We start from the raw sequence: 23,594 nt of genomic DNA, 5'->3' as shown, positions 1-23,594 counted from the left end.
CGGGTTCCTCCCGCTGTGGCAGCTGAACGCAGCGGACGGTTACAACTGGCCCTGAGGACGGTGTGCCGGCCGGGGGCGTGCAAGGTCCACCGCATCGGCCGTGCGGGCCCCGGCCTCCGGTGCGCGGGCGGCCGTCGCCGCCAGCAACTGGCGCAGCGCCGGTCCGGGAGGCCCCGGCAGCACCGCCAGGTATGTGGTCAGGGCCGGCCGGGTCAGCGGCCGGATCGCGGTGCGCGGGAGCTTCGGCAGCGGCCCGACCTCGTAGAACACCGTCCAGGACGGGTCCAGGGGGCTCTCGCCGATCGACGTCAGTGTGGCGAGCAGGTCGGTGAAGGGCGGCCCGGCCGGTGCTCCGGCCAGCGGGGCGACCAGGTCGTGGAAGGGCGGGTTGGCCTCCCGCGCGGCCAGCCGCAGCGGCAGGTGTGCCAGCTGCTCGGGGCCCAGCTCCGCGGCCCGGGCCAGCGGATGCCCGCCCGGCAGGGCCGCGTACAGCCGGTCCCGCCACAGCGGCAGCAGCTCCAGGCCGGGCGCCTCGGGCCGGGCCCGGACCAGCGCCGCGTCCAGCTCCCCGGAACGCACCGCCGCGAGCCGCTCGGTCACCGGCAGCCGCACCGGCCGCACCCGGAGCCGGGGCGCGCGGGCCGCGAGCTCCTCCAGCAGCCGGTGGACCCGGTCCCCCGGCCCCTGCACCGTGCCCAGCCTGAGCACACCGCTCGCGCCCGCCGCGATGTCGGCGGCCACCTCCCGGGTGCGGGCGGCCGCGGCGAGCACCGCCCGCGCCTCCGGGAGCAGCCGCTCCCCGGCGCCGGTGAGGCCCACCCGGCGGGTGGTACGGGTGAAGAGGACCAGGCCAAGTTCCCGCTCCAGCAGGCCGATCTGGCGGCTCACCGCGGACTGGACGGTGTGGAGTCGCTCGGCGGCCCGGCCGAAGCCCCCTTCCTCGGTGACCGCCACGAAGTACCGCAGCTGACGCAGTTCCATCCGCGGCCCTCCCCGCCCCGACCCATCACGATCGGAGATGACTGTACGTGCGAAACGGCGCTGGTTCGGCGGCTGTTGCCCTGCTCGAATGGAGCGGTCGGCACGACGGGCGGAAGCGGCGGAAGGACAGCGGATGGGACGGCACCAGGGACAGGTCGCGGGCACGGCGCTCGTGGTGCGGGCGGCGGACGCCGAGGAGGTGCCGCTGCCCCGCGCGGGGGCCTTCCGGCTGCTGGCCGACGGTGGCGCGGCCGGTGTGAACCGGCTCAGCCTGGGCGCGGGTTCGGCCGGGGCGCCGCGGCACTTCCACACCCGGTCCACCGAGCTCTTCTACGTGCTCGGCGGGGCCGCGGACTTCCTGCTCGGCACCGAGCCCGTGCGGGTGGCGGAAGGCGGGCTGGTCCTCGTACCGCCCGGGCTGACGCACGCGTTCGGCCCGGCGCCGGGCGGGGGCGCCGAACTCCTCGTCGTGCTGACCCCCGGGGTGGAACGCTTCGGCTACTTCCGGACGCTGGGACGCATCCAGCACGGGCTGGCGGGGTTCGAGGAACTGCTGCCCCACCAGGACCGCTACGACGTCCACTTCCCCGGAGCCTGAGGCCGGGCGGGGCGGGTGCCGGCCCCGGCCGTCGTGGCCGGGGCCGGCACCGGACCGTCAGCCCAGCTTCCAGACGACCTCGGCCGCGGTGCCGGTCTCGTGGCTCGGGGAGCGGTTGTCGCGGTCGCCCTGGAAGCCGACGAACGCGGGCTGCACGTTCTCCGGAACCAGGTAGATCTCGCAGGTGGTGACGGACTTGCCGGCGGCCAGGGGCAGCTCGGACTCGGAAACCTCCTGGCAGGGCTCGAACTTGGCCCCCCAGGCAGGGGCGAAGAAGTACGCGCGCTGCTGGTCGGCGCCGTGCAGCAGCAGCTTGAAGTTGAAGCTGCCTGTGTCCGGCGCACCGCCCTTGTGCGTGTAGGTGGTGGTGACGTAATAGGGCGTCTTGCCCTCCAGCAGCCCGACGCCGAGCTTTTCCACCGCGGCCTTGTCCCCCTTGACGACCGAGACCGGGGTGACGCTCAGCTGGGTCTTGGCCTGGTCCGGGAAGTGGGTCTCGGACACGTCCGCCGGCGTCTTCAGGGCGAGCGGCTCGGCGAACGTCCCCTTCTGCGTGGCGGCGGGGCCGGCGTCGTCCTCCGGCCCGCAGGCGGTGAGCGCCAGGGCCGTCAGCGCGATAGGCACGGCAGTGCGGAGCAGACGGTTGGTCAGCATGATGTGGATCCCCCGAGGTTCGCTGTCTACAGTGCCCGGCGGCGCCCCAGGCGCCGACAGGCAGGGCGACTCTATCCCCTCGGATGATCAAGGTCTGCCACGCCTGTGTCACGGTCCCGTCGCAAAGGAAACGCCCTGGCCCGTGGCCAGTTCGGCCATGCCCGCGGCGAAGGGGACGGCCGGCCGCCAGCCCAGCTCGTGGCGCAGGCGCGCCGAGTCGGCGGTGATGTGCCGGACGTCGCCGAGCCGGTACTCGCCGGTGACGACCGGAGCCGGGCCACCGCACGCGGCAGCCAGCGCCCCGGCCATGTCGCCGACGGTCCGCGGGTCTCCGCTGCCGACGTTGTACGCGGTGAAGCCCACGGCCCCGGACCCGGACCCCGCGCCCGCGTCCGTGCCCACCCGGGCCAGGGTCTCCAGCGCCACCGCGTTGGCCGCGGCCACGTCCCGCACGTGGACGAAGTCCCGGCGCTGTCCGCCGTCCTCGAAGACGCGCGGCGCCTCGCCCCGCGCGAGCGAGGACGTGAACAGCGCCGCCACCCCCGCGTACGGGGTGTCGCGGGGCATCCCCGGCCCGTAGACGTTGTGGTAGCGCAGCGAGACGACGCGTCCGCCGGTGGCCCGGGCCCAGGAGGACGCGAGGTGTTCCTGGGCGAGCTTGGTCGTGGCGTAGACGTTCCGGGGGTCCGTCGGGGCGTCCTCCGTGACCAGCCCCGGCGCCAGGTCGGCGCCGCAGACCGGGCAGCGCGGCTCGAACCGCCCGGCCCGCAGATCGCTCTCGGCGCGCGGGCCGGGCCGGACCGTGCCGTGGGCGGGGCACTCGTAGCGTCCCTCGCCGTAGACGACCATCGACCCGGCGAGCAGCAGCCGCGGTACCCGCGCCCGCGCCATCTCGGCCAGCAGCACCGCGGTGCCCAGGTCGTTGGCCGACACGTAGCCGGGCGCGTCCCCGAAGTCCTTCCCGAGCCCCACCCTGGCCGCCTGGTGACAGACCGCGTCCACGCCTGCCAGCGCCTGTGCCACGGCATCCGGGTCCCGTACGTCCCGTCCGTCCTCGGCCAGGTCGAAGACCACCGGCTCATGGCCGCGGCCGATCAGCTCGGCGACGATGTGCGAGCCGATGAAGCCCGCGCCTCCAGTCACTAGTACGCGCATGCCCCGACGCTATGCCGCGCACGGCCCGGCGAGGCGCGTACCGGGCCGCACGTCACGGATCCGTAAGAACCCGGACGGCGGCGCACGTGCGGCCGATCAGCGAACGGGACCCGACAGCGGTGCGGGGAGCGCCGGCATGATCGGGGGCAGTACGCGCGGAGCGGCCGGGGCCCCGGCCGACGGGGCCTGGGCCGACGGGGTCTCGGCGGAGCGGTTCTTCACGGCCGGGTCCGGGGTGCGCGGCGCCGTGGTGCCGCAGAGGGACCGGTCGCGGTAGTCCCGCATCGCTGCGTCGGCCGGATGCGGGTCGAAGGCGGTGCCGGCCGCGTTGACACGCTGGTACTTCATCAGGTTGTACCCGATGGCGAACTGACGGCTGCCGTCCGGGCTGGACAGGGCCCAGGTGCCGGCGCCCCAGACTCCCCCGTCGTGGCCCCAGGCCGGGCCGCACGGCGTGTCCACGGAGTAGATGCCGAGGCCGTAGTGCATGACCACGGCGCCCGTCTCGCCCTTGACGTCGACGGTGGTGCGCATCTGGTCCAGCTGGCGGCGCGGCAGGATGTCGCCGCCCAGCAGGGCGCGGTAGAAGGTGTTGAGGTCCTGCGGAGTGGAGACGAGGGCCCCGGCGGTGCCGGCCCAGGTCATGTTGTAGTCGCTGTAGTCGCGCGGGGGGTCGATGAGCCCGTAGAAGCTCTCGTACATGCGGGCGTGGGCGCCGCGGATGCGCGGGTCCGTACCGGGGAAGTAGGTGTCGCGCAGCCCCACGCGCCGGATCACGTCCCGCGTGATCACCTGCTCCGGGTCCTGGCCGGTCACCTTGCGGAGCACCTCGCCGAGCAGCACGTAGTTGGTGTTGGAGTAGGACCAGTCGGTGCCGGGTTCGAACCGCTGCGGCCTGGCCACCCCGTAGCCGATCAGCTCGGCGGGCGTGATCGTGCGGTACCGGTGCTCGTCCAGGCTCTCCGTGGTCCCCTTCAGGAGGGAGGGGAAGGCATCGCCGACGTAGTCGTGGATGCCGCTGGTGTGGTTCAGGAGCATGCGTACGGTCACCTTGCGGCCGCGCTCGCCGGGCACCAGCTCGGGCACGTAGTCGCCGACCGGCCGGTCCAGGTCCACCCGGCCCTTCGCGGACTGCTGGAGGACGGCCACGGCGGTGAACGTCTTGGTGACGCTGCCGACGCGGTGCCGGAGGTCGGGCCGGACCTTGCGCCCAGTGGCGACGTCGGCGAGGCCGGCGGCGCCGTCGAAGCGCTCGCGGCCGTCGCGGACCCCGGAGTGGACGCCGTACACGCCCGCCTCCTGGATCGCGTTCAGCCCCGCCTGCAGCCGGGTCCGGTCGAGGCGCCGGCCGGCGTCCTGGCCGTAGGCGCTCGGCGCGTCCTGGACAGCGGCGCTCGCGGCCGGCGCGAGGCCCGCCAGCAGGGCTATGGCGACGGCGGTGGCCGAGGCGGCGCGGCGCAGTCGCGGTGCGGGACGGTCGGCGGGACGGGTGTGGGGCACGGCGGCTCCTCGGCGGTGGCCCGGTGGGGCCCGGCGATCTTGGTCCCTTCAATTGTTCGTTCCCGACCCGCGCCGCGACCTCCTCCGCCAGGACGAACCGGGCATCAACCTCCAGACTGAGAAGCACCTTGACAGCCCATTACATTTGTCACGTCACACTCCCGGGCCCGCCTCCCCGCCCGGTACGGCACCCCCGGGCCCGCACACCCCCTGACCAGCGGACTGTGACTCCGCCCACCCTCCCTTGACCGGAGAAGGAAGGGCTACCTAACTTCGATGTATGGCCTCCCACGACCCCACCCCTCCCTCCGACGCCTCCGGTACCCCCGGTACCCCTGGTGCCTCCGGTACCCCTGGTGCCTCCGACGCGTCCGAGCTGGTCGATTTCGCCGTCGACCTCACCTCGCAGGAGGTGCTCCGGCGCGCCCAGGTGATGGCTGCCCTCGGCCCGGACTGGGATCCGATGGAGGTGCTCCTCGGTGAGGAGGCCGCGTACGACCTGCTCTATTCCGGGCTCGACGCGGAACAGCAACGCCTCTACGACGACCTGGTGGCGGCCGGTGTGCTGCCCGCGCGCGGAGACGGCCGTGCTGCCGCTTGACCCGCAGGCCGACCCCGGGCGCCGTGCCTGGGTGGCCTGCCCGAAGTGTGCGGACGCGCGTGGCTGCGAACCCTGTGAGCAGCGGCGCACCTGTTCCACCCACTGGCGCTACCTGCTCACCAACACCGGCAGCATGCTCCACCTCCAGTGCCCCGGGTGCACCCACGTCTGGGTGCACGAGAGCGGCTTCGGAGCCACCCGCTCCCTGTGGGACCGCGTCACGGGCGCCCGGCCCGGCTCCTGACCACCGCGCCGGGGGTCAGGTGGCGGTCCAGCCGCCGTCCAGGGGGATCGAGGCACCCGTGACGTAGCCGGTGTGCGGGCCGCAGAGCCACAGGACGGCTGCGGCGACCTCCTCCGGTTCGATCAGCCGCTTGAGCGCGGAGCGGCTCAGCAGCACCTCGGACACCACCTGAGCGGCGTCGATGCCGTGAGCGGCCGCCTGGGCCTCGATCTGCCGCTCGACCAGTGGTGTGCGGACGTAGGCGGGGTTCACGCAGTTGCTGGTGACGCCGTGCGGAGCCCCTTCGACGGCCGCGACCTTGCTCAGCCCTTCGAGTGCGTGCTTCGCCGTCACGTATCCGGCCTTGAACGCACTGGCGCGCAGCCCGTGCGCGCTGGAGATGTTGACGATGCGGCCCCAGCCGCGTGCGCGCATGTGGGGCATGGTCCGGCGGATCAGCAGGAACGGCGCGTGCACCATCACGCGCTGCATGAGTGCGAAGCGGTCCGGCGGGAACTCGGTCAGCGGGGCGACGTGCTGCAGCCCGGCGTTGTTGACCAGGATGTCGATGTCGGCCGGCAGCTCCCCGACGGTCTCGTCCCGGGAAAGGTCCACCACGTGCGCCTGCCCGCCGATCCTCTCGGCGACGGCCTTCGCGGTGGCGGCGTCCATGTCCACCACGTGTACGTGGGCCCCGGCCGCGGCGAGCGCCGAGGCGCAGGCCCGCCCGATACCGCCGCCGGCGCCGGTCACCAGGGCGGTACGGCCCGCCAGGTCGATGCCCGCGGCGGCGGCAGCCGGTCCGTGGGGCACGGGAGGGTATCCGCTTGTCATGCCCGGAATCATCCGGGACACCCGTGGGCCGCTCCCATGTGCGCGGCCGCCACAGTCGGGCCGCGAGGTGTGTCGGCCGTCGCCAGGGCCTCTGCGGGCCGGCCCGCGCAGGCCCACGGAGGCTCGTGGGGCCCGCGGAGGCCCGCACGGGCCCGATCGCTACGCGGGCCCGAGCAGGTCCAGGAGCCGGGCCAGTGCGCCGGGCCGCCGGTCGACCGGGAGGTGGTCGACGAAGTGCACCGGGCAGCCGAGCGCCCGCGCGCCGCCGTCCGCCTCACGGCTGTCGCCGACCATCAGCACATCGGCGGGGGGCAGGCCCAGCCGGTCGCAGGCGGTCCGGAAGATCACCGGATCGGGCTTCTGGGTGCCCAGCTCGAAGGAGAGCACGTAGGCGTCGACCAGCTCGTCGAGCCCGTGCGTGCGGAAGACCGGCCGCAGGTCCCATCCGATGTTGCTGACCACGGCCACCGGGAGCCCCCGGCGGCGCAGTGCGCGCAGGGTGGGCCCGGTGTCCGGGTAGGGGCGCCAGGCGGCGGGGGCCATGTGGCGGTCGTAGAGCGCCTGCGCCAGCTCCGGGTCCGTGATCCCGGCAGCGCGGGTCAGGCCGCCGTAGGCGGCCCGGTGCTGCTCGGCGCTGAGGTCCCGCTGGTCCCACAGGGTTTCGAGGTGCGCCGGCATGTGCTGGGGCGACGGTCCGCCGGGCAGTGCGCCGTACTCGGTCAGCCGCCGCGCCGTGTCGCCGAACTCCTCTTCGGCCAGCGGGATGCCGGTCTCCGCGAGGGCGGCGGCGAGCCACTCCTCGGTCGACTCGACGCGCAGCAGTGTGCCGGAGAAGTCGAACATCACTCCCTTGATCATGTGGTGATCGTAGTCCGGTCCGGCCCGGCCCGAGCCGACTCCTGGGGGCCGGCTCAGGTGGTCGGGTGCAGCCTGGACGCGACGGGGGCGGCCGGTGAACTCTCCGGACTTCCGTCGACGGCGGCCAGGGCGCTGCCCGCCAGCCAGGTCCGCCAGTCCACGTTCCAGTCGCCGAAACCGTTGTCGAAGGGGGCCATCTTCGCCCCGCCGCTGTTGACCACCTCCACGATGTCTCCTTCGCGGACGGTCTCGAAGAACCAGGCGGCGTCCTCGGTGCTCATGCCCGTGCAGCCGTGGCTCACGTTCTCCTCGCCCTGCGACTCGACCGACCAGGGCGCGGCGTGGATGTACTCGCCGCTCCAGGTCACCCGGGTCGCGTAGGAGACGGGCAGGTCGTAGAACTCGCTGGTGCCGCGCTTGATGCCGACCGTGTCACCGCGCATCCGGACCTTGGGCTCCTTGCGCAGCACGACCTTGATGCCGCTGCGGGTCCTGAAGCCCGCCTTGCCGGTGGTGACCGGGATCGTCCTGATGACCCGCCCGTTGCGGCGTACGGTCATCCGGTGGGTGGCGGAGTCGGTGACGGCCTCGATCCGGTCCGCGATGGTGAACTGCACCGGGTCGGAGGCGCCGCCGTAGTCGTGGTCCCCGACCTCGATCCCGTCGAGACCGCTGCGGACGCGGACGACGGTGTGGGCGGGCCAGTACGTACGCGGCCGGAAGTGCAGGGTCGATTCGTCGACCCAGTGCCACGCGCCCTCGACATGCGGCTCGGAAGTCACCTGCAGTGCCTGCTCCAGCCGGGCGCGGGCCGGGAGGTCGTCGGCGGGCACCGGGCGGCTGAGGCTCGCCGTCACGATCTCCCCCGCTCCGTACGTGCCGGGGCCCGGTCCGAACTCGACCGTCAGCCTGCCCCCGTCCGGGGGCGGCGCGGTCCGGAACGCCATGGTCACCCCGACCGCGGTCCCCTCCGCGTCCAGGGCGCCGACCTGCACGGTGTAGGTCTCGCCCGCCCGCAGCGGCTCGCTGTTCAGCCAGCGCTCGCTGTGCGGGGCGAGCTCGCCGGCGAGATGGCGGCCGTGCCCGTCGCGTACGGTCACGTCCGTGAGGCGGCCCTGCTCCGCGAGGGCGATCTGGAGCGGCCCGCCGGAATCCGTGGGGAGCACCTCGGTCCGGGCGGTCCGCGCCGCGCCGCCGAGGGAGGGCTCCTTCACGACGGATCCCACCCCGCGCGCGGTGGCCCGTACCCGTTGTTCCTGCCAGCCGCTGCACAGCCCGGGGCGGAACATGCGCACCGCGCACGGCCCGTCGCCGGATCCACCGCCCTCCTCCAGCACCCTCCCGACCAGCAGGGTGACCGCGGCCACTCGCGGCGGGCCCGCGAGGGTCCCCTGCGCAGTGTCCGCATCGGGCGCCCGGCCCGGCGCTGCGGCGACGACCAGCATGGCCCCCGTCACCGCAGCCACGGCGCCCCACGCCTTGGTCGGTTGTCTCCGTCGCATTCGTGGCATATCCGTATCAAAGCGATGCGGCGCCGAAATGATGATCATTCGCTCGGCGCTGCGGCCGAACGGGCACCCAAGAGAACTCGGACGGAGCACTGAACCCGGCCCGGGCGAGCGGGGCGCGGACGGAGATCCGATAATCGGATGCCCTCGGGCGGGCCACCCACGACAATGCGGCCATGGCCATCCGCACAGCACGCTTGGACGAGCTGTCCCTCCTCCAGGACATCGAGAGGGCCGCCGGGCGCTGCTTCCGGGACATCGGCATGCCGGAGATCGCCGACGACGAGCCGCTGACGCTCGACGAGCTCGCCCCCTACCAACGGGCCGGGCTGGCCTGGGTGTCGGTCGACGGGGCCGATGCCCCGGGCGCCTACCTGATCGCCGAGCGCGTCGAGGGCAATCTGCACGTCGAGCAGGTGTCCGTCCATGCGGACCGCGCGCGCCGCGGGCTCGGCCGGGGCCTGCTGGAGCACCTGGCGGAGTTCGCCAGGCGCGAGGGCGCGCCCGCCCTGACCCTCACCACCTTCACCGAGGTCCCGTGGAACGCCCCGTACTACGCGCGCTGCGGCTTCCGGCCGCTGGCGGACGCGGGGCTCACTCCCGGACTGCGGGAGATCCGTGAGCGCGAGGCGGCGCACGGCCTGGACCGGTGGCCCCGCATCTGCATGCGGCGGGACCTGTGACGGCGCCTCCGACCGGTGCGGGGACAGCCAGGCTTGACGATTGGCACTTCGATGAGGGATACGTGATGTTCGAGGGAAACTTGGTAAGGCTGCGTGCGCTGCGCTCCGAAGACTCCGAGCATTATCTTCGGTGGCGCAACGACCCGGAGGTGGTGCACTGGGCGGCAGCCGGTGATCCGTGTTTCGGCCCGGTCACGGCGGAGGCGGTCGGGCTCAGCTTCGAGACCATGCTGCGCCTGAGCCCGAGGGAGTCGGCCGTGTTCACGGTCGAGGACCTGGCGGGCGGACGGGTGATAGGCATGGCCGACTACCGGGACCTGGACCCGTACGACGGAGTCGCCACGCTGGGCGTCACCATCGGCGAAAGGGAGCTCTGGGGGTGCGGCCACGGCAGTGACGCGCTGCGGCTGCTCACGGGCCATCTGTTCGGCGCGTACGGCCTGAGCCGCCTGGAACTGGACACCTGGAGCGGCAACGAGCGCGCCGTGCGCGCCTTCACCAGGCTGGGCTTCCGCGAGGAAGGCCGCCGCCGGTCGGCCGTGCTGGTGGAAGGGAAGCGCTACGACCGCGTGCTCTTCGGGATGCTTCGGGAGGAGTGGGCGAACCCCGCATGAACGAGGCCGCGCGCGTGGCGGAGCACGCCGGTTTCGGTGTGATGCTGGCGTGGTTGCTGGACCACAGGGACCTCCGTGTGCAGGAGCCGGCCGATCGCGCCGGATCGATGACGAACGAGGTCCGAGCCGTGCTCGCGGGGGAAGCCCCCGGCGCGGAGCTGCTCCGGCGGATCGCGCCTGTCCTGGGCTTCCAAGCGGTCGATCTGTTCATCCTCGCGGGGCTGGCGGTCCCGGACGACATGGCACCGTTGGACGCCGTGGCCGAGCGATGGGCGCCGTCCATCGTGATGCATGCAGTGCACCTGCAGTGCACCTCCCTGCTTCGGAACGGCGTGAACTCCTGCAGCTCGTCCGCTCGCTGCCGCAGGAGGAACGGCCTTCCGTCTTCGCCTCGAAGCGGCTCGCATCCCATGCCGGTCCGGGCGGTCGGGTCATACGCATGCTCCAGTACCGCAATCTGGAACGGCTGGGCATGGCGAAGCTCCTGGCGGTGGTGACGCCCACGTACCTGTCGGCGCCCACCTACAGCGTGATCGGCTCCGGTGGCGCGGAGTTGACGCCCCGCCTGGTGACGGATTTCGCAGCCGTACTGGGGATCGACGCCCGCGAACTGGCCGGGCTGACGGGCGTCGATCTGCGTGAGGTGCCACCGCCTCCGGCCCCGGAGGCGGTGGACGCCGCAGCCCGGCTGTGGGAGGCGCGGCGCCTCTCCGCAGCCCAGGCACAGCGCGTCTGCGAGCTGGCGCCATGCGCGGGGACTCCGCCAGGGGGTACTTCCTCAACCTGGCCAGGCCCTGACACCTGCTGGTCCTGCGTCCGCCGGCGCACTCCGGAGGAACCCCGGCCGAACAATTGTGATCTTGCCCGGTCGGGGTGAATGCCCTGCGCCGACGGCGCTGGGCGGGGGCCTACCGTACGCTCCGGGCCGGGGGCGGCGGGCGTGGCGTCGGGATTTGTGCGGGTTGTCGGGTGATGATGGCGCAGTGCTACTTGATCACGTGTCCTATGCGGTGGCCCGCGACAGCTTCGTCTCGACCGTCCAGTGGATCGGATCGGCCCTCGGCGCCGGGTTCGTCGACGGGGGCGTGCACCCGCGATTCGGCACCCGCAATTTTATTCTCCCGCTGAGCGGCGGCACCTACGTCGAGGTCGTCACCACACTCGACCACCCCGCCGCCGACCGCGCACCCTTCGGCCAGGCGGTCGCGCGCCGCGCCGCCGAGGGCGGCGGCTGGCTCGGTTGGGTGGTCTCCGTCGACGACATCGCCCCGGTCGAGGCCCGCCTCGGCCGCACCTCGGCCGAGGGCCACCGTGTCCGCCCCGACGGGTTCGACCTGAGGTGGAAGCAGATCGGCCTGCTGGAACTGCTGGAGGACCCGCAACTGCCCTACTTCCTTCAGTGGCTGGTCCCCATCGAGGAGCGCCCGAGCGCCGACCCGCGCACCTCCAGCACCATCCACGGGGTCTCCATCGCCGGCGACGCCGCCTCCATCGCCGAATTCCTCGGCGAACCGGCCGACCACCCCCTCGACCAGATCGACGTCACCTGGGTCGAGGATGAGGAACCGGGCCTGGTCTCGGTCGAGTTCGCCACCGCCCACGGCCCGGTCACGATCTGACCAGGGCCCGGCCGCCCCGCAGGGAGCAGCCGACTGGGGTCTCCTGGCCGGCGCGTGTCTCCTTGATGGGATGGTCGGTTGATCGGATGTGTCTGCCCGATTAGTGATCGCTGATGCCAGCGAGCCCGCCGACCACTCCCTCGGACGCTCACGCGGTGGCCTGAGCACCAAGGTCCACCTGGCCGCCGACGACCGTGCACGGCCCCTGGCCCTGACCGTCACCGCGGGCCACGCCGGCGACGCACCCGCCTTCGAAGCGGTCATGGCCCGCATCCGCATGCCACGAAGCGGGCCCGGCAGGCCCCGAACCCGGCCGTTGGCCGCGCTCGCGGACCGGGCCCGCTCCTCCCGTGCCATCCGGTCCCACCTGCGACGACGCGGGATCCGCGCGGTCATCCCGCAGCCGTCCGACCAGATCGGCCACCGCCTGCGGCGAGGACGCCGAGGCGGCCGCCCGCCCGGCTTCGACGCCGAGATCTACAGGCAGCGGAACAGCGTCGAACGCTGCATCAACGGCCTCAAGCAGTGGCGCGGCCTGGCCACACGATGCGACAAACTCGCCATCGCCTACCAGGCGGCACTCCACCTCGCCGCCATCCTCATCTGGGCACGACGCTGGCCAAGGAGACAGAACCTAGTGCTGTGGCCGGAAAGGTTTGCCGGGTTGCGGCGTCCGGTGCATGGGGTCTCCCCAGGCCCGCAGGGCCTAGGGGAAGCATGGCAAGGCGGAGGGGCGCGGCTCGTACTGGACGTACTTGCGCGGTCCGACAACCTGGGGGTCCCCCCGGACGGAGTCTGGGGGATGAGGTGCCGTGCCGGGCGTCGCAACCCGGTGAACCTTGCCGGTCACAGCACTAGACGCCGGCCGAGGCCATTTCGATGATCGATCGGTAGTGGGCGGCTGCGGACACCACGCACGCGCGGTAGGTGCGGTTGTCCCTGACCACCAGGAAGTAGTCCCTGATCTGCTTCCAGTACTGGCGCAGGTAGCGGAGGCCCGGCACGAAGCCCGGGGGCCTGGGTACCAGGGCGAAGGCTTCGGAGCATTTGAGGATGCCGCCGGTGACCTCCGACAGGACGTCCGCCACATCGGCGTTCATGTTCCAGCCCGCGGCCAGCTGCGGGGTCCAGATGGAGCCGGCGATCTCCCGCAGCCGCTCCTGTTCCTCCGGGGTCGGGTCGCTCGGGGCGACCGGGGCGGCCGCGGTGACCGGGTGGCCGCCGACGGCTCCGGCCGCGTGTGCGGGCCCCGCGGCGCCCACCCCCAGCAGAGCCCCCGCCGCGATCAGCGCGACCGCCGAAAGCCTGAGTGAATGTACCGCCATGTCCGCCCCTCCCGCGTTGCCGGAAGTCCCGCCCCCGGACCGGGCGTCGAGATTTCCATGGCTCCCGCACGCGGTCAACGGCGCCCGGAAGGCCATGGCCGGATCCGTGCGCGTACGCACCCGCGCGCCTTCGCCGAGCGCGAACCTGCGTCGCGGCGGTGCTCGCGATGTGCTGAGGTGGCCTGATGGATCTTCTTGTACTGGGCGGGACCGCATGGCTGGGACGTGAGATCACGCGGCAGGCACTGGAGCGGGGGCACGCGGTGACCTGCCTGGCGCGCGGCGAGAGCGGCGCCGTCGCGCCCGGTGCGCGGCTGGTGGCGGCGGACCGGAACCAGGAGTCCGCCTACGCGGAACTCCTCGACCGCGACTGGGACGCCGTGATCGAGGTGTCCTGGCAGCCGGCCTTCGTCCGCGGCGCGCTCGCGGCCCTCGCGGGGCGGGCCCGGCACTGGACCTACGTCTCCTCTATCAGCGCCTACGCCGACCACGGCACGGTCGGCGCCGACGAGTCGGCCGCGCTGCTGCCTGCCGCCGAGGCCGACCACGTGGGGCGGGAGGAGTACGGGGAGGCCAAGGTCGCCTGCGAGGAGGCTTCGCGCGCCGTGGTGGGAGACCGGCTCGTCATCGCCCGGGCCGGCCTGATCGGCGGCCCGGGCGACGCGAGCGGACGGTCGGGGTACTGGGCGGCACGCTTCGCCCGTGACGTGGACCAGCCGGTGCTCCTCCCCCGGTCCCCCCAGGTGCCGACCCAGGCGGTCGACGTGCGCGATCTGGCGGGCTGGCTGCTGGACCTGGCCCAGGAGGGGACCACCGGGACCTTCGACGCCGTCGGTCCCGTCGTCCCCTTCGACGACTGGGTCGGCCTGTCGGCACGCGCGGCCGGGTACACCGGACCGGTGGCGGTGGCGGAACCGCAGTGGCTCCTCGATCAGGGCGTCGGGCCGTTCATGGGCCCGGAGTCGATGGCCATGTGGATGCCGGATCCGAAGTGGGCCGGCTTCTGCGCCCGCAGCGGAGCCGCGGCGCACGCGGCCGGGCTGCGCGACCGCCCGCGCGCGGAGATGCTGGAGGACCTCCTGCGGTGGGAGCGCGCCGAGGGCCTGGAGCGCCCCCGCCGGGCCGGTCTGAGCACCGCCCGCGAGCGGGAGCTGCTCACCGCACTCGCCGACGCGCCGGCCGCGGGCCCGTTCCCGTGCGTCGTCTGCGGGAACCTGACCGTCGGGGTGCCGGGGCACCACGAGATCTGCCCCGTCTGCGGCTGGCAGGACGACGGCGGGGACTACCAGGACCCCGATCACTACGTGGGCGGCCCCAACCACGTGACGCTGCGCGGGGCCCGGGAGAACTACCGAGCCTTCGGAGCGAGCGAGCGGCGGCGCGTCGACCGGGTCCGGCCGCCGCTGCCCGCGGAGGTCCCGCCCGCGGACGGGACCGCGGCCCCCTGACCCACGGTTGACCGCGGCTCACTCCAGTCCGTACCGCCGGGCCGACTCCTCCTCCTGGGCCAGCCGGTGCAGCGCCTTCAGCACCGGCTGGAACAGGATGGTCGCCGCCACGGCGGTCTCGGCCTTCTCCGCCTCCGAGGGGAAGGTCTCCACGAAGTCCAGGTCCCGCACGGCCACTTGGTGCATCAGCCGCGCGTAGGGGGCCATGAGCCCGGCGTCCCAGGGATAGCCGAGCCGCGTCAGCGTGGCCACCGCCGCCACGAGCGAACGGTGGACCGGGGAGAGTTCCCCCAACTCCCGTGCGGTGGACCAGCCCAGCGTCCGCAGCAGCTGGTCGACCTCGGCGCGCGCGGTGGCCGTGGCCTCGTCCTCACTGACACCACCGTCGCCGCCGTCACCTTTGCCGTCGGCCGGTTCGGGCTCGTGGGGCAGGGCCCACAGGGCCGTGCCCAGGCGCATCGTCCGGCCCAGGGACTCGTCGTCGACGTGCCCGAGCACCATCCGGACCCTTGCCACCGGCACCTGGCCGACCTGGATCATCGCGCGCACCAGCCGCAGTCTGCGCAGATGACCCTCGTCGTAGTCGGCGGTCGTCGCGCTCACGCGGCGGCCCGGCGGCAACAACCCTTCGCGCAGGTAGTACTTGATCGTGGCGATGGCCACGCCGCTCCGCTCACTCAGTTCCGCGAGCCGCAATCTCTTGAACCTTCCCTTGGCGAGTGTCACTATCCAATCATGTGACGGTTGGACAGCAGCGCTATCCAACAAGGCGATCGGGAGGCCGGCGTGTTCGCGAAACCCTTACCGGGCCGTACCACCGCAGCAGCCGAGGGGGACGTCGTCGTCCTGCTCATCGGAATGCGCATCAACCACTTCTGGGCCGTGCACCACTGGGTCCCGGTGATCCTGGCCATGCCGCGCATGCTGCGGGAGCTCGCCAGGCATCCCACCCGGGGGCTGCTCGGCCACGTCCTGCTCACCGCCTCGCCCCGCACGTACTACGTGGTCCAGTACTGGGAGTCCAAGGAGAAGCTCTACGCGTACGCCGCGGCCCCGGACATGCTCCACCACAAGGCCTGGTCGATCGTCAACCGCAAGGATCGCGCGGGGCAGTTGCGCCGCCACGTGGGGCTCTGGCACGAGTCCTACATCGTGCCCGAGGGCTCGTACGAGTCGATCTACTTCGACATGCCGCCCTTCGGGCTGGCCGCGGCCACCGGGGTGCTGCCCCTGGAGAGCCGCGGCCGGCGCGCGGCCGACCGGTTCGCGCACCGCTCGCCCGCGGCCGGGCCGGATCAGTGAGCGGGGCGCGCGGTCAGCTCACCGCCGGGGCCTGGTCGCGATGGTGGCGGCGACGGTGACCGTCCGGGTGCAGGTGCCGTCGGGGTAGCGGTCCAGCAGTGCGTGGCGCAGCTCGGACTCGAAGGCGTCCTTCCGGTCGCCGAACAGGGCCGGGCTGCAGCAGGCCCGGGAGAACTGCAGGCCGATCATCTGGTCCACCGTGCAGCGCGTGGACCGCTCCCACGTGGTGGTCTCGACGCGGGAGAACACCGACTTCGCGAGATGGTCCTCCACGTCCCGCAGTTCCTCCATGTCCGCCGGTTCGTCCGCCGGTTCGTCCGCCGGTTCGTCCGCCGGTTCGTCCGCCGGCCGCGTCGTCACCTCCGTGCCGTCCGCCGTGCCGTCGCCGGGTCCGAGGAAACGCGTGCGCACCTCGTCGACGACGGACGGCCAGGCCGCCGCCACGGAGGTGACGACGGCGATCCCGCCGCGCGGTGCGAGCACGGCGTCCAGGTCGGCCGGCACCCTCACCCGGTCCATCCGGTGGAACGCCCCGCCGATGACGCACAGGTCGATCCGGGGCAGGCACAGCCGGCCGATGCCTGCGGCGTCGCCGCGCAGCCAGGAGATGTTCCTGCGGCCCTGCTCCTCGGCGAGGCCGCACCCTTCGGCGAGCATGGCCGGCTCCGGGTCGACGGCGTAGACGTGCTCGGCCAGCGGAGCCAGCGGCAGGCTGAGCGTGCCCGGTCCGGCGCCGAGGTCCAGCACGGTCTGGGAGCCGTCGAGCGCGAACCGGTCCGCGAGGAGCGCGTAGAGCTCCGCCGGGTACGGCGGCCGGTAGCGGGCGTAGTACGGGGCGGCGGACGCGTACGGGGTACTCATGGGATCCTCCCTGGCCGGGGTTGCATCCGCCGATCGTGGAGCACAACCCGGCCCTCGGCAGCGTCTGACCCCGCAAATCCCCCGTACGGATGCCTGCCGTTCACGTACGACCCGGTATCCGATCACTTCTGCGGGGTCAGCCGCTCCCACAGGAAGGTGTGGACGAGGGCTTCGTTGAAGGCCGTCTGCCGGTGGTCGGTGGCCCCCGCGTGGCCTCCCCCGAGGTGCTCGTGGAAGAGGACGGGATGCCCGTACTCACGCAGCCGCGCGGCCATCTTGCGGGCATGGCCGGGGTGTACCCGGTCGTCGCGGGTCGAGGTGAGCAGGAGCAGCGGCGGGTACGCGGGCCCGTCCGCCCGGATCTGGTGGTACGGGGAGATCCGCTCCAGGTGCGGCCGGTCGGCCGGGCTGTCGGGATCCCCGTACTCGGCGATCCAGCTGGCCCCGGCGAGCAGCTTGTGGAAGCGCAGCATGTCCAGCAGCGGCACGTGCGCCACGACCGCGCCGAAGAGTTCCGGGTCGCGGGTCAGCATGGCGCCCATGAGCAGCCCGCCGTTGCTGCCGCCCTCGATGCCCAGCTGGGCGGGGGTGGTGATGTCCCGGGCGGTGAGGTCCCGGGCGACCGCGGCGAAGTCCTCGTAGGCCCGGACCCGGTGCGCGCCGAGGGCCGCCTTGTGCCAGGCGGGCCCGTACTCGTGCCCGCCCCGGATGCCCGCGACGACGTACGTGCCGCCGCGCGCGAGCCAGGCCCGTCCGGTGACCGCGCTGTACTGCGGGACCATGGAGATCTCGAAGCCGCCGTACCCGTAGAGCAGGGTCGGGCCGGGGCCCGGGCGGTCCTCGGGTCCGACGACGAAGTACGGCACCCTCGTGCCGTCCGCGGAGGTCGCGAAGTACTGGCGTACGGCGAGACCGGCGGTGTCGAAGAGCGCCGGGCTCTGCTTGAGGCCCTCGCTCTCGCTGCCGTCGCCGGCCGTGCCCCGGTAGAGGGTGGAGGGCTGGAGGAAGCCGGAGAGCTGGTGGAAGTACTCGTCGCCGACGTCCGGGTCCGTGTCGGTGACCGAGGCGGTGGACAGCGGCGGCAGGCCCGGCAGCGGTGCACGGTGCCAGCCGCCCGGACCCGCGCCCTCGCCCTCGCCGGTGGCCGGGGTGAGGAGCTCCATCCGGGAGGAGACGTCGGCGCGGGTGCTGAGGATGAGGTGGTTGCGGGTCCAGCTGTACCCGGCGAGCGCGGTGCGCTCGTCCGGGGTGAACAGCACCTCGGCCTCGCGCTCCCCCGCCAGGAAGGCGTCGAGGTCGAAGGCGAGCAGACTGCCCGCGCCATGGCCGAGCCACGGCGACTTGGTGGTGACGGTCAGCCACCGGCGGTGGACGGAGGCGCCGGCGTCGTCCGGGACGTCGATCTTCAGCGGCGGGCCGGCGGAGTCCTCCTGAAGCAGGAAGAGCTCCTGGTTCCAGAAATCGATCTGCCGGTGGACGAAGTCCCGTTCGAAGCCCGGGGTGTCGTCGTGCCATCCGGAGGCGGACAGGTCCGTCGGCCGGCCCTCGTAGACCAGCTCGGCGTCCGCGAGCGGCGTGCCGCGCCGCCAGCGGCGTACCTGGAGCGGATAACCGGACGCGGACATCGAGCCGGCGCCGAAGTCCGTGCCGATCCAGACCCGGTCGTGGTCGATCCAGCCGATCCGGGTCTTGGCCTCGGCGACGGTGAACCCGTCCTCGACGAATGCCAGGGTCTCCAGGTCGAACTCGCGCACCACGCAGGCGTCCGCGCCGTCCCGGGACAGCAGGACGAGGGCGTGCCGGTGCTCGGGGGCCAGGACCCGGCTGCCCGCCCAGGCCCATTTCTCGCCCTCGGCCTCGGCGAGCGCGTCGAGGTCCAGGAGCACCTCCCAGGCCGGCCGGTCCGTCCGGTACTCCTCCAGCGTGGTCCGCCGCCACAAACCGCGTACGTGGTCGGCGTCCTGCCAGAAGTTGTAGAGGTGGCCGCCCCGGCGGACGGTGTAGGGGATCCGGCCGTCGTCGTCCAGCACCTCGCGCATCTCCTGCTCGAGGACCTTGAACCCGGGTGAACCGGTCAGCTCGTCGACGGTCTCGGCATTGCGCTCCCGCACCCAGGCGAGGGCGGCGTCGCCGGATACGTCTTCCAGCCACAGGTAGGGGTCTTCATCGCTCATCAGGCGATTGTGCAGGAAGCGACCGGCGGGTGTCCGCCGTCCGGCCCCTCCCAGCCGCAGCCCGGCCCCGTTCAGCCGTCGTCGGCCGTCGGACCGTCCGCCGTCGGGCCGGTGGCCGTGGGGCGGGCGTCGCGCAGCGCCGTGTGCACCGACCAGGTCACCGAGACCAGCGGGACCGCGACCACCGCGCCGACCACCCCGGCGGCGATGGCCCCCGCGACCACCGAGATCGCCACCACCAGCGGGTGCAGACTCACCGCCCGGCTCATCACCAGAGGATGCAGCAGATGGCCCTCGATCTGGCCGATGACCACGATCAGCGCGACCACGAGGCCCGCGACGAACGGCCCCTTCGCGGCCAGCGCGACCACCGCGGCGACGGCCAGCGCGACCGGCGATCCGACGAGCGGGACGAACGCGGCGAAGAACTCCAGCAGGGCCAGCGGCACGGCCAGCGGAACCCCCAGGAAGTACAGCGCCACCCCGACCAGGACCGCGTTCGTCGCCGCGACGAGGACGATCCCGCGGGTGTAGCCGGTGAACGTGCGCCAGGCCGCGCCCCCGGCGATGCCCACGCGGGCGCGTACCGACGGGGGCAGCTGCGCGCAGAACCAGGACCACTGCCGGTCGCCGCCGTGCAGGAAGAAGAAGGAGGAGAAGGCCGCGAGGGCGAGCACGGTCAGGACCTGCACCAGGCGCCCGGCTCCGCTGAGCGCCTGGCTGAGCAGCGTGGCGCGGTGGCGCGACAGGTACGCGCCGAGGCGGGACTGGAGGTCGGAGAGCGCGTTCGGGTTCAGCCGGAAAGGCGGCCGCTCCAGGTACTCCTCGATGCTGGCGAGTCCCTCGCGGAACTCCCGGGCCAACGTGGTGCTCTCCCCGGCCACCGCCGTACCGACCAGGGTCAGCACGCCCAGCAGGAGCAGGGCGCTGCCGAGGAGGGTGACGGCGACGGCGACCGAGCGGGGCAGGACGCGCGCGAGGCGCCGGGTGGGCCACCACAGCAGGGCGGTGACGACGAGCCCGAGGAAGAGTGCCACGGTGATCTCGTGGAACCGGCCGAGCACGGCGAAGAGCGCGTAGACGGCGGCGCCGACCACCAGCAGGCGCCAGGCGTACGACGCTGCAGTACGCAGGAACGCTGACACCGGCGGCATGACCCATGGGTGCCACACCGGGCCCGTGATGCCACGCGCCGGGCTCCGGATTCGCCCGTCCGTGATCGGTACGGGGCCGATGCCCACAAAATCCGTTGCCCCGGCCGGGACGTCCACGGACGATGGCATCTCGTGAGCACTTCCCGATGGACCGCCGTGCTGCCCGATTTCGCCCCGTTCCGTTCCGGCCGTGACTTCCGGCTGCTGTTCTACCAGGGCACGGTGACGTACTTCGGCTCGTTCATGGCGATGATCGCGCTGCCGCTGCAGATCAAGCACTTGACGGACTCGCCGATGGCGGTCGGTGCGATGGGTGCGGTGGAGCTCGTTCCGCTGGTGGTCTTCGGGCTGTACGGGGGCGCCCTCGCCGACGCGGTCGACCGGCGGCGGATGATCCTGCTGACCGAGGCCGGGCTCGGGGTGCTCGCCCTGGTGCTCCTGGTGAACGCGCTGCTGCCGGATCCGCTGCTGTGGCCGCTGTACGTGGTCGCGGCGGGGGTGTCGGCCCTGAGCGGGCTTCAGCGGCCGGCCCTGGACTCGTTGATGGCGCGGATCGTGCCGCACGAGCAGCTGACGGCCGCCGCCGCGCTGAACGGGCTGCGCTACCAGTTCGGGGCGATCGCCGGTCCGGCGCTGGCCGGTGTGGTCGTCGCGTTCGCCGGTCACGCCGCGGCCTACTCCGTCACCGTGCTCGGGTTCCTCGCCTCCGTGCTGCTGTGCCTGCGGCTCAGTCCGGCGCCTCCCGTGAAGGGGGCCGAGCGTCCGTCGCTGCGCGGGATGGCGGAGGGCGCGCGCTACGCGTGGAGCCGGCCCGTACTGCTGGGGACGTACGCCGTCGACCTGGCGGCGATGTTCTTCGCCTTCCCGAACGCGATCTACCCCTTCCTCGCGGACGAGCTCGACGCGGTCTGGGCGCTGGGGCTGATGTACGCGGCCGGGGCGGTGGGCTCGCTGGTGCTCGGCATGACCAGCGGCTGGATGTCCCGGGTACGCCGGCACGGGCTGCTGGTGGTGTGCGGTGCGGGGGTGTGGGGCCTGGCGGTCGCGGGGGCCGGCGCGTCCTCCGGCATCTGGCTCGTGCTGCTGTGCCTCGCGGTGGCGGGTGCGGGCGACATGGTGAGCGGGCTGGGCCGGGCGACGATATGGAACCAGACGATCCCGGAGGAGCTGCGGGGCCGGCTCGCGGGCATCGAGGTGCTCTCGTACAGCGTGGGACCGCAGCTCGGGCAGGTCCGGGCGGGCACGATGGCCGGCTGGACCGGTACCCGTTCGGCCTTCTGGGGCGGCGGGCTGGCCTGTGTGGCGTCGGTGGCGGTGCTGGCCGCCCTGCTGCCGAAGCTGATCTCCTACGACGCCGACACCGACGAGGACGCACTGCGCCGCCGGGCGGCCCGGGAGGCGGAGCAGGCGGGCGCGCCGGCCTGAGGCCGGGACCGGTTCAGACACCGCTGGTGGCGGTGATCCTCCCGTCGGCGACGGCGGCGGTCAGCAGTGCGTGATCGGCGCGGGTCCGGTCCGCGTAGCGGAGCGCGAAGCCGGCCACGGCGCGGTCGAAGGTGTCGGAGCCGCCGAGGTAGCCCGCGATGGCGATGCGGTCGCCGGTGCGGGCGTGGGCGCGGGCCAGGGCCCTGCCGCACAGCTCGGCGTACCGGCCGAGCAGGCCCGGGGGCATGCCGGTGACATCGGCCGACCCCTTCATGTCGCGCAGCTGCCGGCCGTAGAAGTGGCGCCCGGCGGGTCCGGTCGTCCAGCCGAGGAAGATGTCGCCCGCGGCCTGCATGCGGCGCTGGCCCGCGACCACCCGGTGCCCTTCGTGATCGTGTCCGTCGTCCGGGAGGTGGCCTTGCAGGACGGACGGCACAGCTTCCTTGATCTGCAGGAAGAGCGGGTCGTCGGCATCGCGTCCGAGGAGCAGCACGATGAAGCAGCGGGTCCCCACGCTCCCGACGCCGACGACCTTGCGCGCCGCGTCGGCGAACCGGAAGCGGTCCAGCAGGAGGCGGCGTTCCTCGGCGAGGGTGCTGCGGTACCTGGCGAAGATCTGGTCGACCTCCCGCGCGTCCGCCCGGGCGAGCGGCTCCAGCAGCGGCGGGTCGTGGATGATCCGCCGGCGCCCGTCGCGGACCTCGGTGAGCTTGCCGAGCGCGCGCAGGCTGGTGCGGCGGCGGGCGCGCGCCAGGTTGGCCTCCACCCGGTCGCGCTGTTCGGGCTTGCGGATGAGGGGCAGCAGCTCGGCGGTGTCGATCCGGTGGTACCAGACGTCCAGCTCGCGGTGTCCGGCGAGCTCCCGGATCGTCTGCCGGTAGGCCCGGGCCGTGCCGAGGGCGGCTCTCGCGGCGCGGTCGTCGCCGTGCCCGTTGTCGCGGGCGGCCACCGCGACGCTCGCGGCGAGCCGTTTGACGTCCCATTCGAAGGGGCCGGGGAAGGTCTCGTCGAAGTCGTTGAGGTCGAAGAGCAGGGCGCGTTCCGGAGAGGCGAACACGCCGAAGTTCAGCAGGTGCGCGTCCCCGCACAGCTGGACGGTGAGGCCGGTCTGCGGTGCGGCGGCCAGGTCGGCGGCCATGACGGAGGCCGCGCCGCGCAGGAAGGCGAGCGGCGATGCCGCCATCCGGCCGTAGCGGATCGGCAGCAGCTCGGGCACCCGGTCGGCGCCCTGCCGCTGGAGTACCCCGATGGGGTCGGGCCGGTCCGGGGAGGCGGTCCACCGCCCGTGCGCGGCCCGGCCGGTGATCTTGCGGACGGCCCGTCCGCGCCGGATCCGCTCAGCTGGACTGGTCATGCGCCGCTCCTCGTCGCCGGTCCCTCCTCATCCTCGTCGCACGGCTCCGGTCCCGCATGTCGCCGTCCCCGGAGCGGTCCGGGGCGGCTCGGGTCAGCTCTCGTTCTCGGCGAGGATCCGGTCGGCCGCGTAGTGCGGGCAGTTGAGGGTGTGCCAGGTCACCGAGAGTGACCCCGCTCCGGTCCGCAGGGTCCGCACCACGCCGTCGGCGGCGGTGGCCTTGCAGAAGGGGCACATGACGGTCTCCGGGCGTAGTAGATCGAACATGCCGTGTCCTTCCCGCAGCTTTCTCACACCGGACCAGTCCAGAACTATCAAATCCGGCGCCATTCGGCCGCAGTACCCACAAGTACGGATGGATATCGGGGGCCAAGACCACACGGAAAGTGCGTGGGACGGGAAGCGGGAGGCATCCGCGGGCGGCCACCCCGGCAGGCGAGGAGCCTTGTGGCGGCCCGGAATTCACCCTCGACCCCGGTGCGGGGCGGCCGGGCCCGCCGTCACCCCGCGAGGCGGGTGACGTCGTACGGGTTGCGCGGGACCGGGGCGGTGACGGGGCGCGGCCCGGCACCTTGCCGGGAGGTTACTCGCGAGGAAACGCGACCATTGGCTATGGTGAGCGCCCTCCGGTCGAGACCCCTTCGGATCCAATGATCAAATACGGATCTGTCATGTCGATCGAAGGATGTCCCGCATCCGGGACATGACTATGCAGTGCAGAGC

24 protein-coding genes and 2 pseudogenes are annotated in these 23,594 nt (G+C 73.1%); 12 read left to right on the top strand and 14 right to left on the bottom strand.

The features are described 5' to 3' along the window. Positions 1-39 precede the first annotated feature (39 nt). Positions 40-981: a LysR family transcriptional regulator gene (locus ACZ4YL_RS24390; protein WP_468119302.1), complete on the bottom strand. Its 942-nt coding sequence runs from the start codon at positions 979-981 to the stop codon at positions 40-42. Between the two features lie 133 nt (positions 982-1,114). Between ACZ4YL_RS24390 and ACZ4YL_RS24385 the strand changes: the two genes are divergently transcribed. Then, entirely contained in the window at positions 1,115-1,579 is a 465-nt protein-coding gene (locus ACZ4YL_RS24385; RefSeq protein ID WP_468119300.1) for a cupin domain-containing protein, read from the top strand. 57 nt (positions 1,580-1,636) lie between these two features. Here ACZ4YL_RS24385 and ACZ4YL_RS24380 read toward each other — a convergent pair whose 3' ends face one another. From ACZ4YL_RS24380 to ACZ4YL_RS24370, 3 genes are all read right to left on the bottom strand, one after another. Then, a complete protein-coding gene (locus tag ACZ4YL_RS24380; protein WP_468119298.1) occupies positions 1,637-2,233 on the bottom strand; it encodes a hypothetical protein in 597 nt (198 codons plus the stop codon). A gap of 108 nt (positions 2,234-2,341) precedes the next feature. Then, positions 2,342-3,388, bottom strand: coding sequence for an NAD-dependent epimerase/dehydratase family protein (locus ACZ4YL_RS24375; protein ID WP_468119297.1), 1,047 nt, complete (start codon positions 3,386-3,388; stop codon positions 2,342-2,344). 96 nt (positions 3,389-3,484) lie between these two features. Beyond that, the gene (locus ACZ4YL_RS24370; RefSeq protein ID WP_468119295.1) at positions 3,485-4,888 is read right to left on the bottom strand and encodes a serine hydrolase domain-containing protein; all 1,404 of its coding nucleotides are present in this window, start codon (positions 4,886-4,888) and stop codon (positions 3,485-3,487) included. Positions 4,889-5,168: 280 nt separating this feature from the next. On the opposite strand from ACZ4YL_RS24370, the gene ACZ4YL_RS24365 reads away from it, so the two are divergent. Continuing rightward, a complete protein-coding gene (locus tag ACZ4YL_RS24365) occupies positions 5,169-5,489 on the top strand; it encodes a DUF6400 family protein (RefSeq protein ID WP_468119293.1) in 321 nt (106 codons plus the stop codon). Continuing rightward, positions 5,476-5,733 (top strand): hypothetical protein, encoded by a 258-nt coding sequence (locus tag ACZ4YL_RS24360; protein ID WP_468119291.1) that lies wholly within the window; start codon positions 5,476-5,478, stop codon positions 5,731-5,733. The genes ACZ4YL_RS24365 and ACZ4YL_RS24360 overlap by 14 nt, the downstream gene beginning before the upstream one ends. Positions 5,734-5,748: 15 nt before the next feature. Here ACZ4YL_RS24360 and ACZ4YL_RS24355 read toward each other — a convergent pair whose 3' ends face one another. The 3 genes from ACZ4YL_RS24355 to ACZ4YL_RS24345 form a co-directional block, all read right to left on the bottom strand. Beyond that, positions 5,749-6,546, bottom strand: coding sequence for a 3-hydroxybutyrate dehydrogenase (locus tag ACZ4YL_RS24355; protein WP_468119290.1), 798 nt, complete (start codon positions 6,544-6,546; stop codon positions 5,749-5,751). Positions 6,547-6,705: 159 nt separating this feature from the next. Then, entirely contained in the window at positions 6,706-7,404 is a 699-nt protein-coding gene (locus ACZ4YL_RS24350; protein WP_468119288.1) for an HAD family hydrolase, read from the bottom strand. Between the two features lie 53 nt (positions 7,405-7,457). Further along, on the bottom strand, positions 7,458-8,870 hold the full coding sequence (locus tag ACZ4YL_RS24345; RefSeq protein ID WP_468119286.1) for a L,D-transpeptidase: 1,413 nt from the start codon (positions 8,868-8,870) through the stop codon (positions 7,458-7,460). A 218-nt stretch (positions 8,871-9,088) separates the two neighbouring features. On the opposite strand from ACZ4YL_RS24345, the gene ACZ4YL_RS24340 reads away from it, so the two are divergent. The 5 genes and pseudogenes from ACZ4YL_RS24340 to ACZ4YL_RS24320 form a co-directional block, all read left to right on the top strand. After that, positions 9,089-9,595 carry a GNAT family N-acetyltransferase gene (locus tag ACZ4YL_RS24340; protein WP_468119284.1) on the top strand — a complete coding sequence of 169 codons (507 nt, stop codon included), beginning with the start codon at positions 9,089-9,091 and terminating at the stop codon, positions 9,593-9,595. Positions 9,596-9,660: 65 nt separating this feature from the next. Beyond that, positions 9,661-10,209: a GNAT family N-acetyltransferase gene (locus tag ACZ4YL_RS24335; protein ID WP_468119282.1), complete on the top strand. Its 549-nt coding sequence runs from the start codon at positions 9,661-9,663 to the stop codon at positions 10,207-10,209. A gap of 439 nt (positions 10,210-10,648) precedes the next feature. Next, positions 10,649-11,086 (top strand): hypothetical protein, encoded by a 438-nt coding sequence (locus ACZ4YL_RS24330; protein WP_468119280.1) that lies wholly within the window; start codon positions 10,649-10,651, stop codon positions 11,084-11,086. Positions 11,087-11,192: 106 nt separating this feature from the next. Then, complete coding sequence (locus ACZ4YL_RS24325) at positions 11,193-11,828, top strand: VOC family protein (protein WP_468119279.1); 636 nt, start codon at positions 11,193-11,195, stop codon at positions 11,826-11,828. A gap of 139 nt (positions 11,829-11,967) precedes the next feature. Then, positions 11,968-12,435: pseudogene (locus ACZ4YL_RS24320) on the top strand (IS5 family transposase); the annotation flags it as partial. Between the two features lie 247 nt (positions 12,436-12,682). On the opposite strand, the gene ACZ4YL_RS24315 reads toward ACZ4YL_RS24320, so the two are convergent. After that, on the bottom strand, positions 12,683-13,153 hold the full coding sequence (locus tag ACZ4YL_RS24315; protein WP_468119277.1) for a hypothetical protein: 471 nt from the start codon (positions 13,151-13,153) through the stop codon (positions 12,683-12,685). A 185-nt stretch (positions 13,154-13,338) separates the two neighbouring features. Between ACZ4YL_RS24315 and ACZ4YL_RS24310 the strand changes: the two are divergent. After that, positions 13,339-14,319: pseudogene (locus ACZ4YL_RS24310) on the top strand (NAD-dependent epimerase/dehydratase family protein); the annotation flags it as partial. Further along, entirely contained in the window at positions 14,305-14,601 is a 297-nt protein-coding gene (locus ACZ4YL_RS24305) for a CPCC family cysteine-rich protein (protein ID WP_468119333.1), read from the top strand. The pseudogene ACZ4YL_RS24310 and the gene ACZ4YL_RS24305, both read left to right, overlap by 15 nt. A gap of 18 nt (positions 14,602-14,619) precedes the next feature. Here ACZ4YL_RS24305 and ACZ4YL_RS24300 read toward each other — a convergent pair whose 3' ends face one another. Then, positions 14,620-15,297, bottom strand: a complete 678-nt coding sequence (locus ACZ4YL_RS24300) for a MerR family transcriptional regulator (RefSeq protein ID WP_468119276.1) — start codon at positions 15,295-15,297, stop codon at positions 14,620-14,622. 90 nt (positions 15,298-15,387) lie between these two features. Here ACZ4YL_RS24300 and ACZ4YL_RS24295 point away from each other — a divergent pair, with 90 nt between their 5' ends. After that, positions 15,388-15,903 (top strand): DUF4188 domain-containing protein, encoded by a 516-nt coding sequence (locus tag ACZ4YL_RS24295; protein WP_468119275.1) that lies wholly within the window; start codon positions 15,388-15,390, stop codon positions 15,901-15,903. Between the two features lie 18 nt (positions 15,904-15,921). Here ACZ4YL_RS24295 and ACZ4YL_RS24290 read toward each other — a convergent pair whose 3' ends face one another. From ACZ4YL_RS24290 to ACZ4YL_RS24280, 3 genes are all read right to left on the bottom strand, one after another. Continuing rightward, complete coding sequence (locus ACZ4YL_RS24290; RefSeq protein ID WP_468119274.1) at positions 15,922-16,764, bottom strand: class I SAM-dependent methyltransferase; 843 nt, start codon at positions 16,762-16,764, stop codon at positions 15,922-15,924. A 122-nt stretch (positions 16,765-16,886) separates the two neighbouring features. Then, complete coding sequence (locus ACZ4YL_RS24285) at positions 16,887-18,938, bottom strand: prolyl oligopeptidase family serine peptidase (RefSeq protein ID WP_468119272.1); 2,052 nt, start codon at positions 18,936-18,938, stop codon at positions 16,887-16,889. A gap of 71 nt (positions 18,939-19,009) precedes the next feature. Beyond that, positions 19,010-20,092: an AI-2E family transporter gene (locus ACZ4YL_RS24280; protein WP_468119270.1), complete on the bottom strand. Its 1,083-nt coding sequence runs from the start codon at positions 20,090-20,092 to the stop codon at positions 19,010-19,012. A gap of 132 nt (positions 20,093-20,224) precedes the next feature. On the opposite strand from ACZ4YL_RS24280, the gene ACZ4YL_RS24275 reads away from it, so the two are divergent. Further along, a complete protein-coding gene (locus tag ACZ4YL_RS24275; RefSeq protein ID WP_468119269.1) occupies positions 20,225-21,517 on the top strand; it encodes an MFS transporter in 1,293 nt (430 codons plus the stop codon). Between the two features lie 13 nt (positions 21,518-21,530). On the opposite strand, the gene ACZ4YL_RS24270 is transcribed toward ACZ4YL_RS24275, so the two are convergent. Together ACZ4YL_RS24270 and ACZ4YL_RS24265 are read right to left on the bottom strand one after the other, a co-directional pair. Further along, complete coding sequence (locus ACZ4YL_RS24270; RefSeq protein WP_468119267.1) at positions 21,531-22,871, bottom strand: DUF2252 domain-containing protein; 1,341 nt, start codon at positions 22,869-22,871, stop codon at positions 21,531-21,533. Positions 22,872-22,964: 93 nt separating this feature from the next. Then, positions 22,965-23,138 (bottom strand): hypothetical protein, encoded by a 174-nt coding sequence (locus ACZ4YL_RS24265; RefSeq protein ID WP_301373390.1) that lies wholly within the window; start codon positions 23,136-23,138, stop codon positions 22,965-22,967. Positions 23,139-23,594 lie beyond the last annotated feature (456 nt).

It is taken from the genome of Streptomyces sp. NPDC030021, assembly GCF_055574035.1.
The sequence above is the reverse complement of the archived record's forward strand: the minus strand, read 5'-3'. Positions and strand labels throughout refer to the sequence as shown.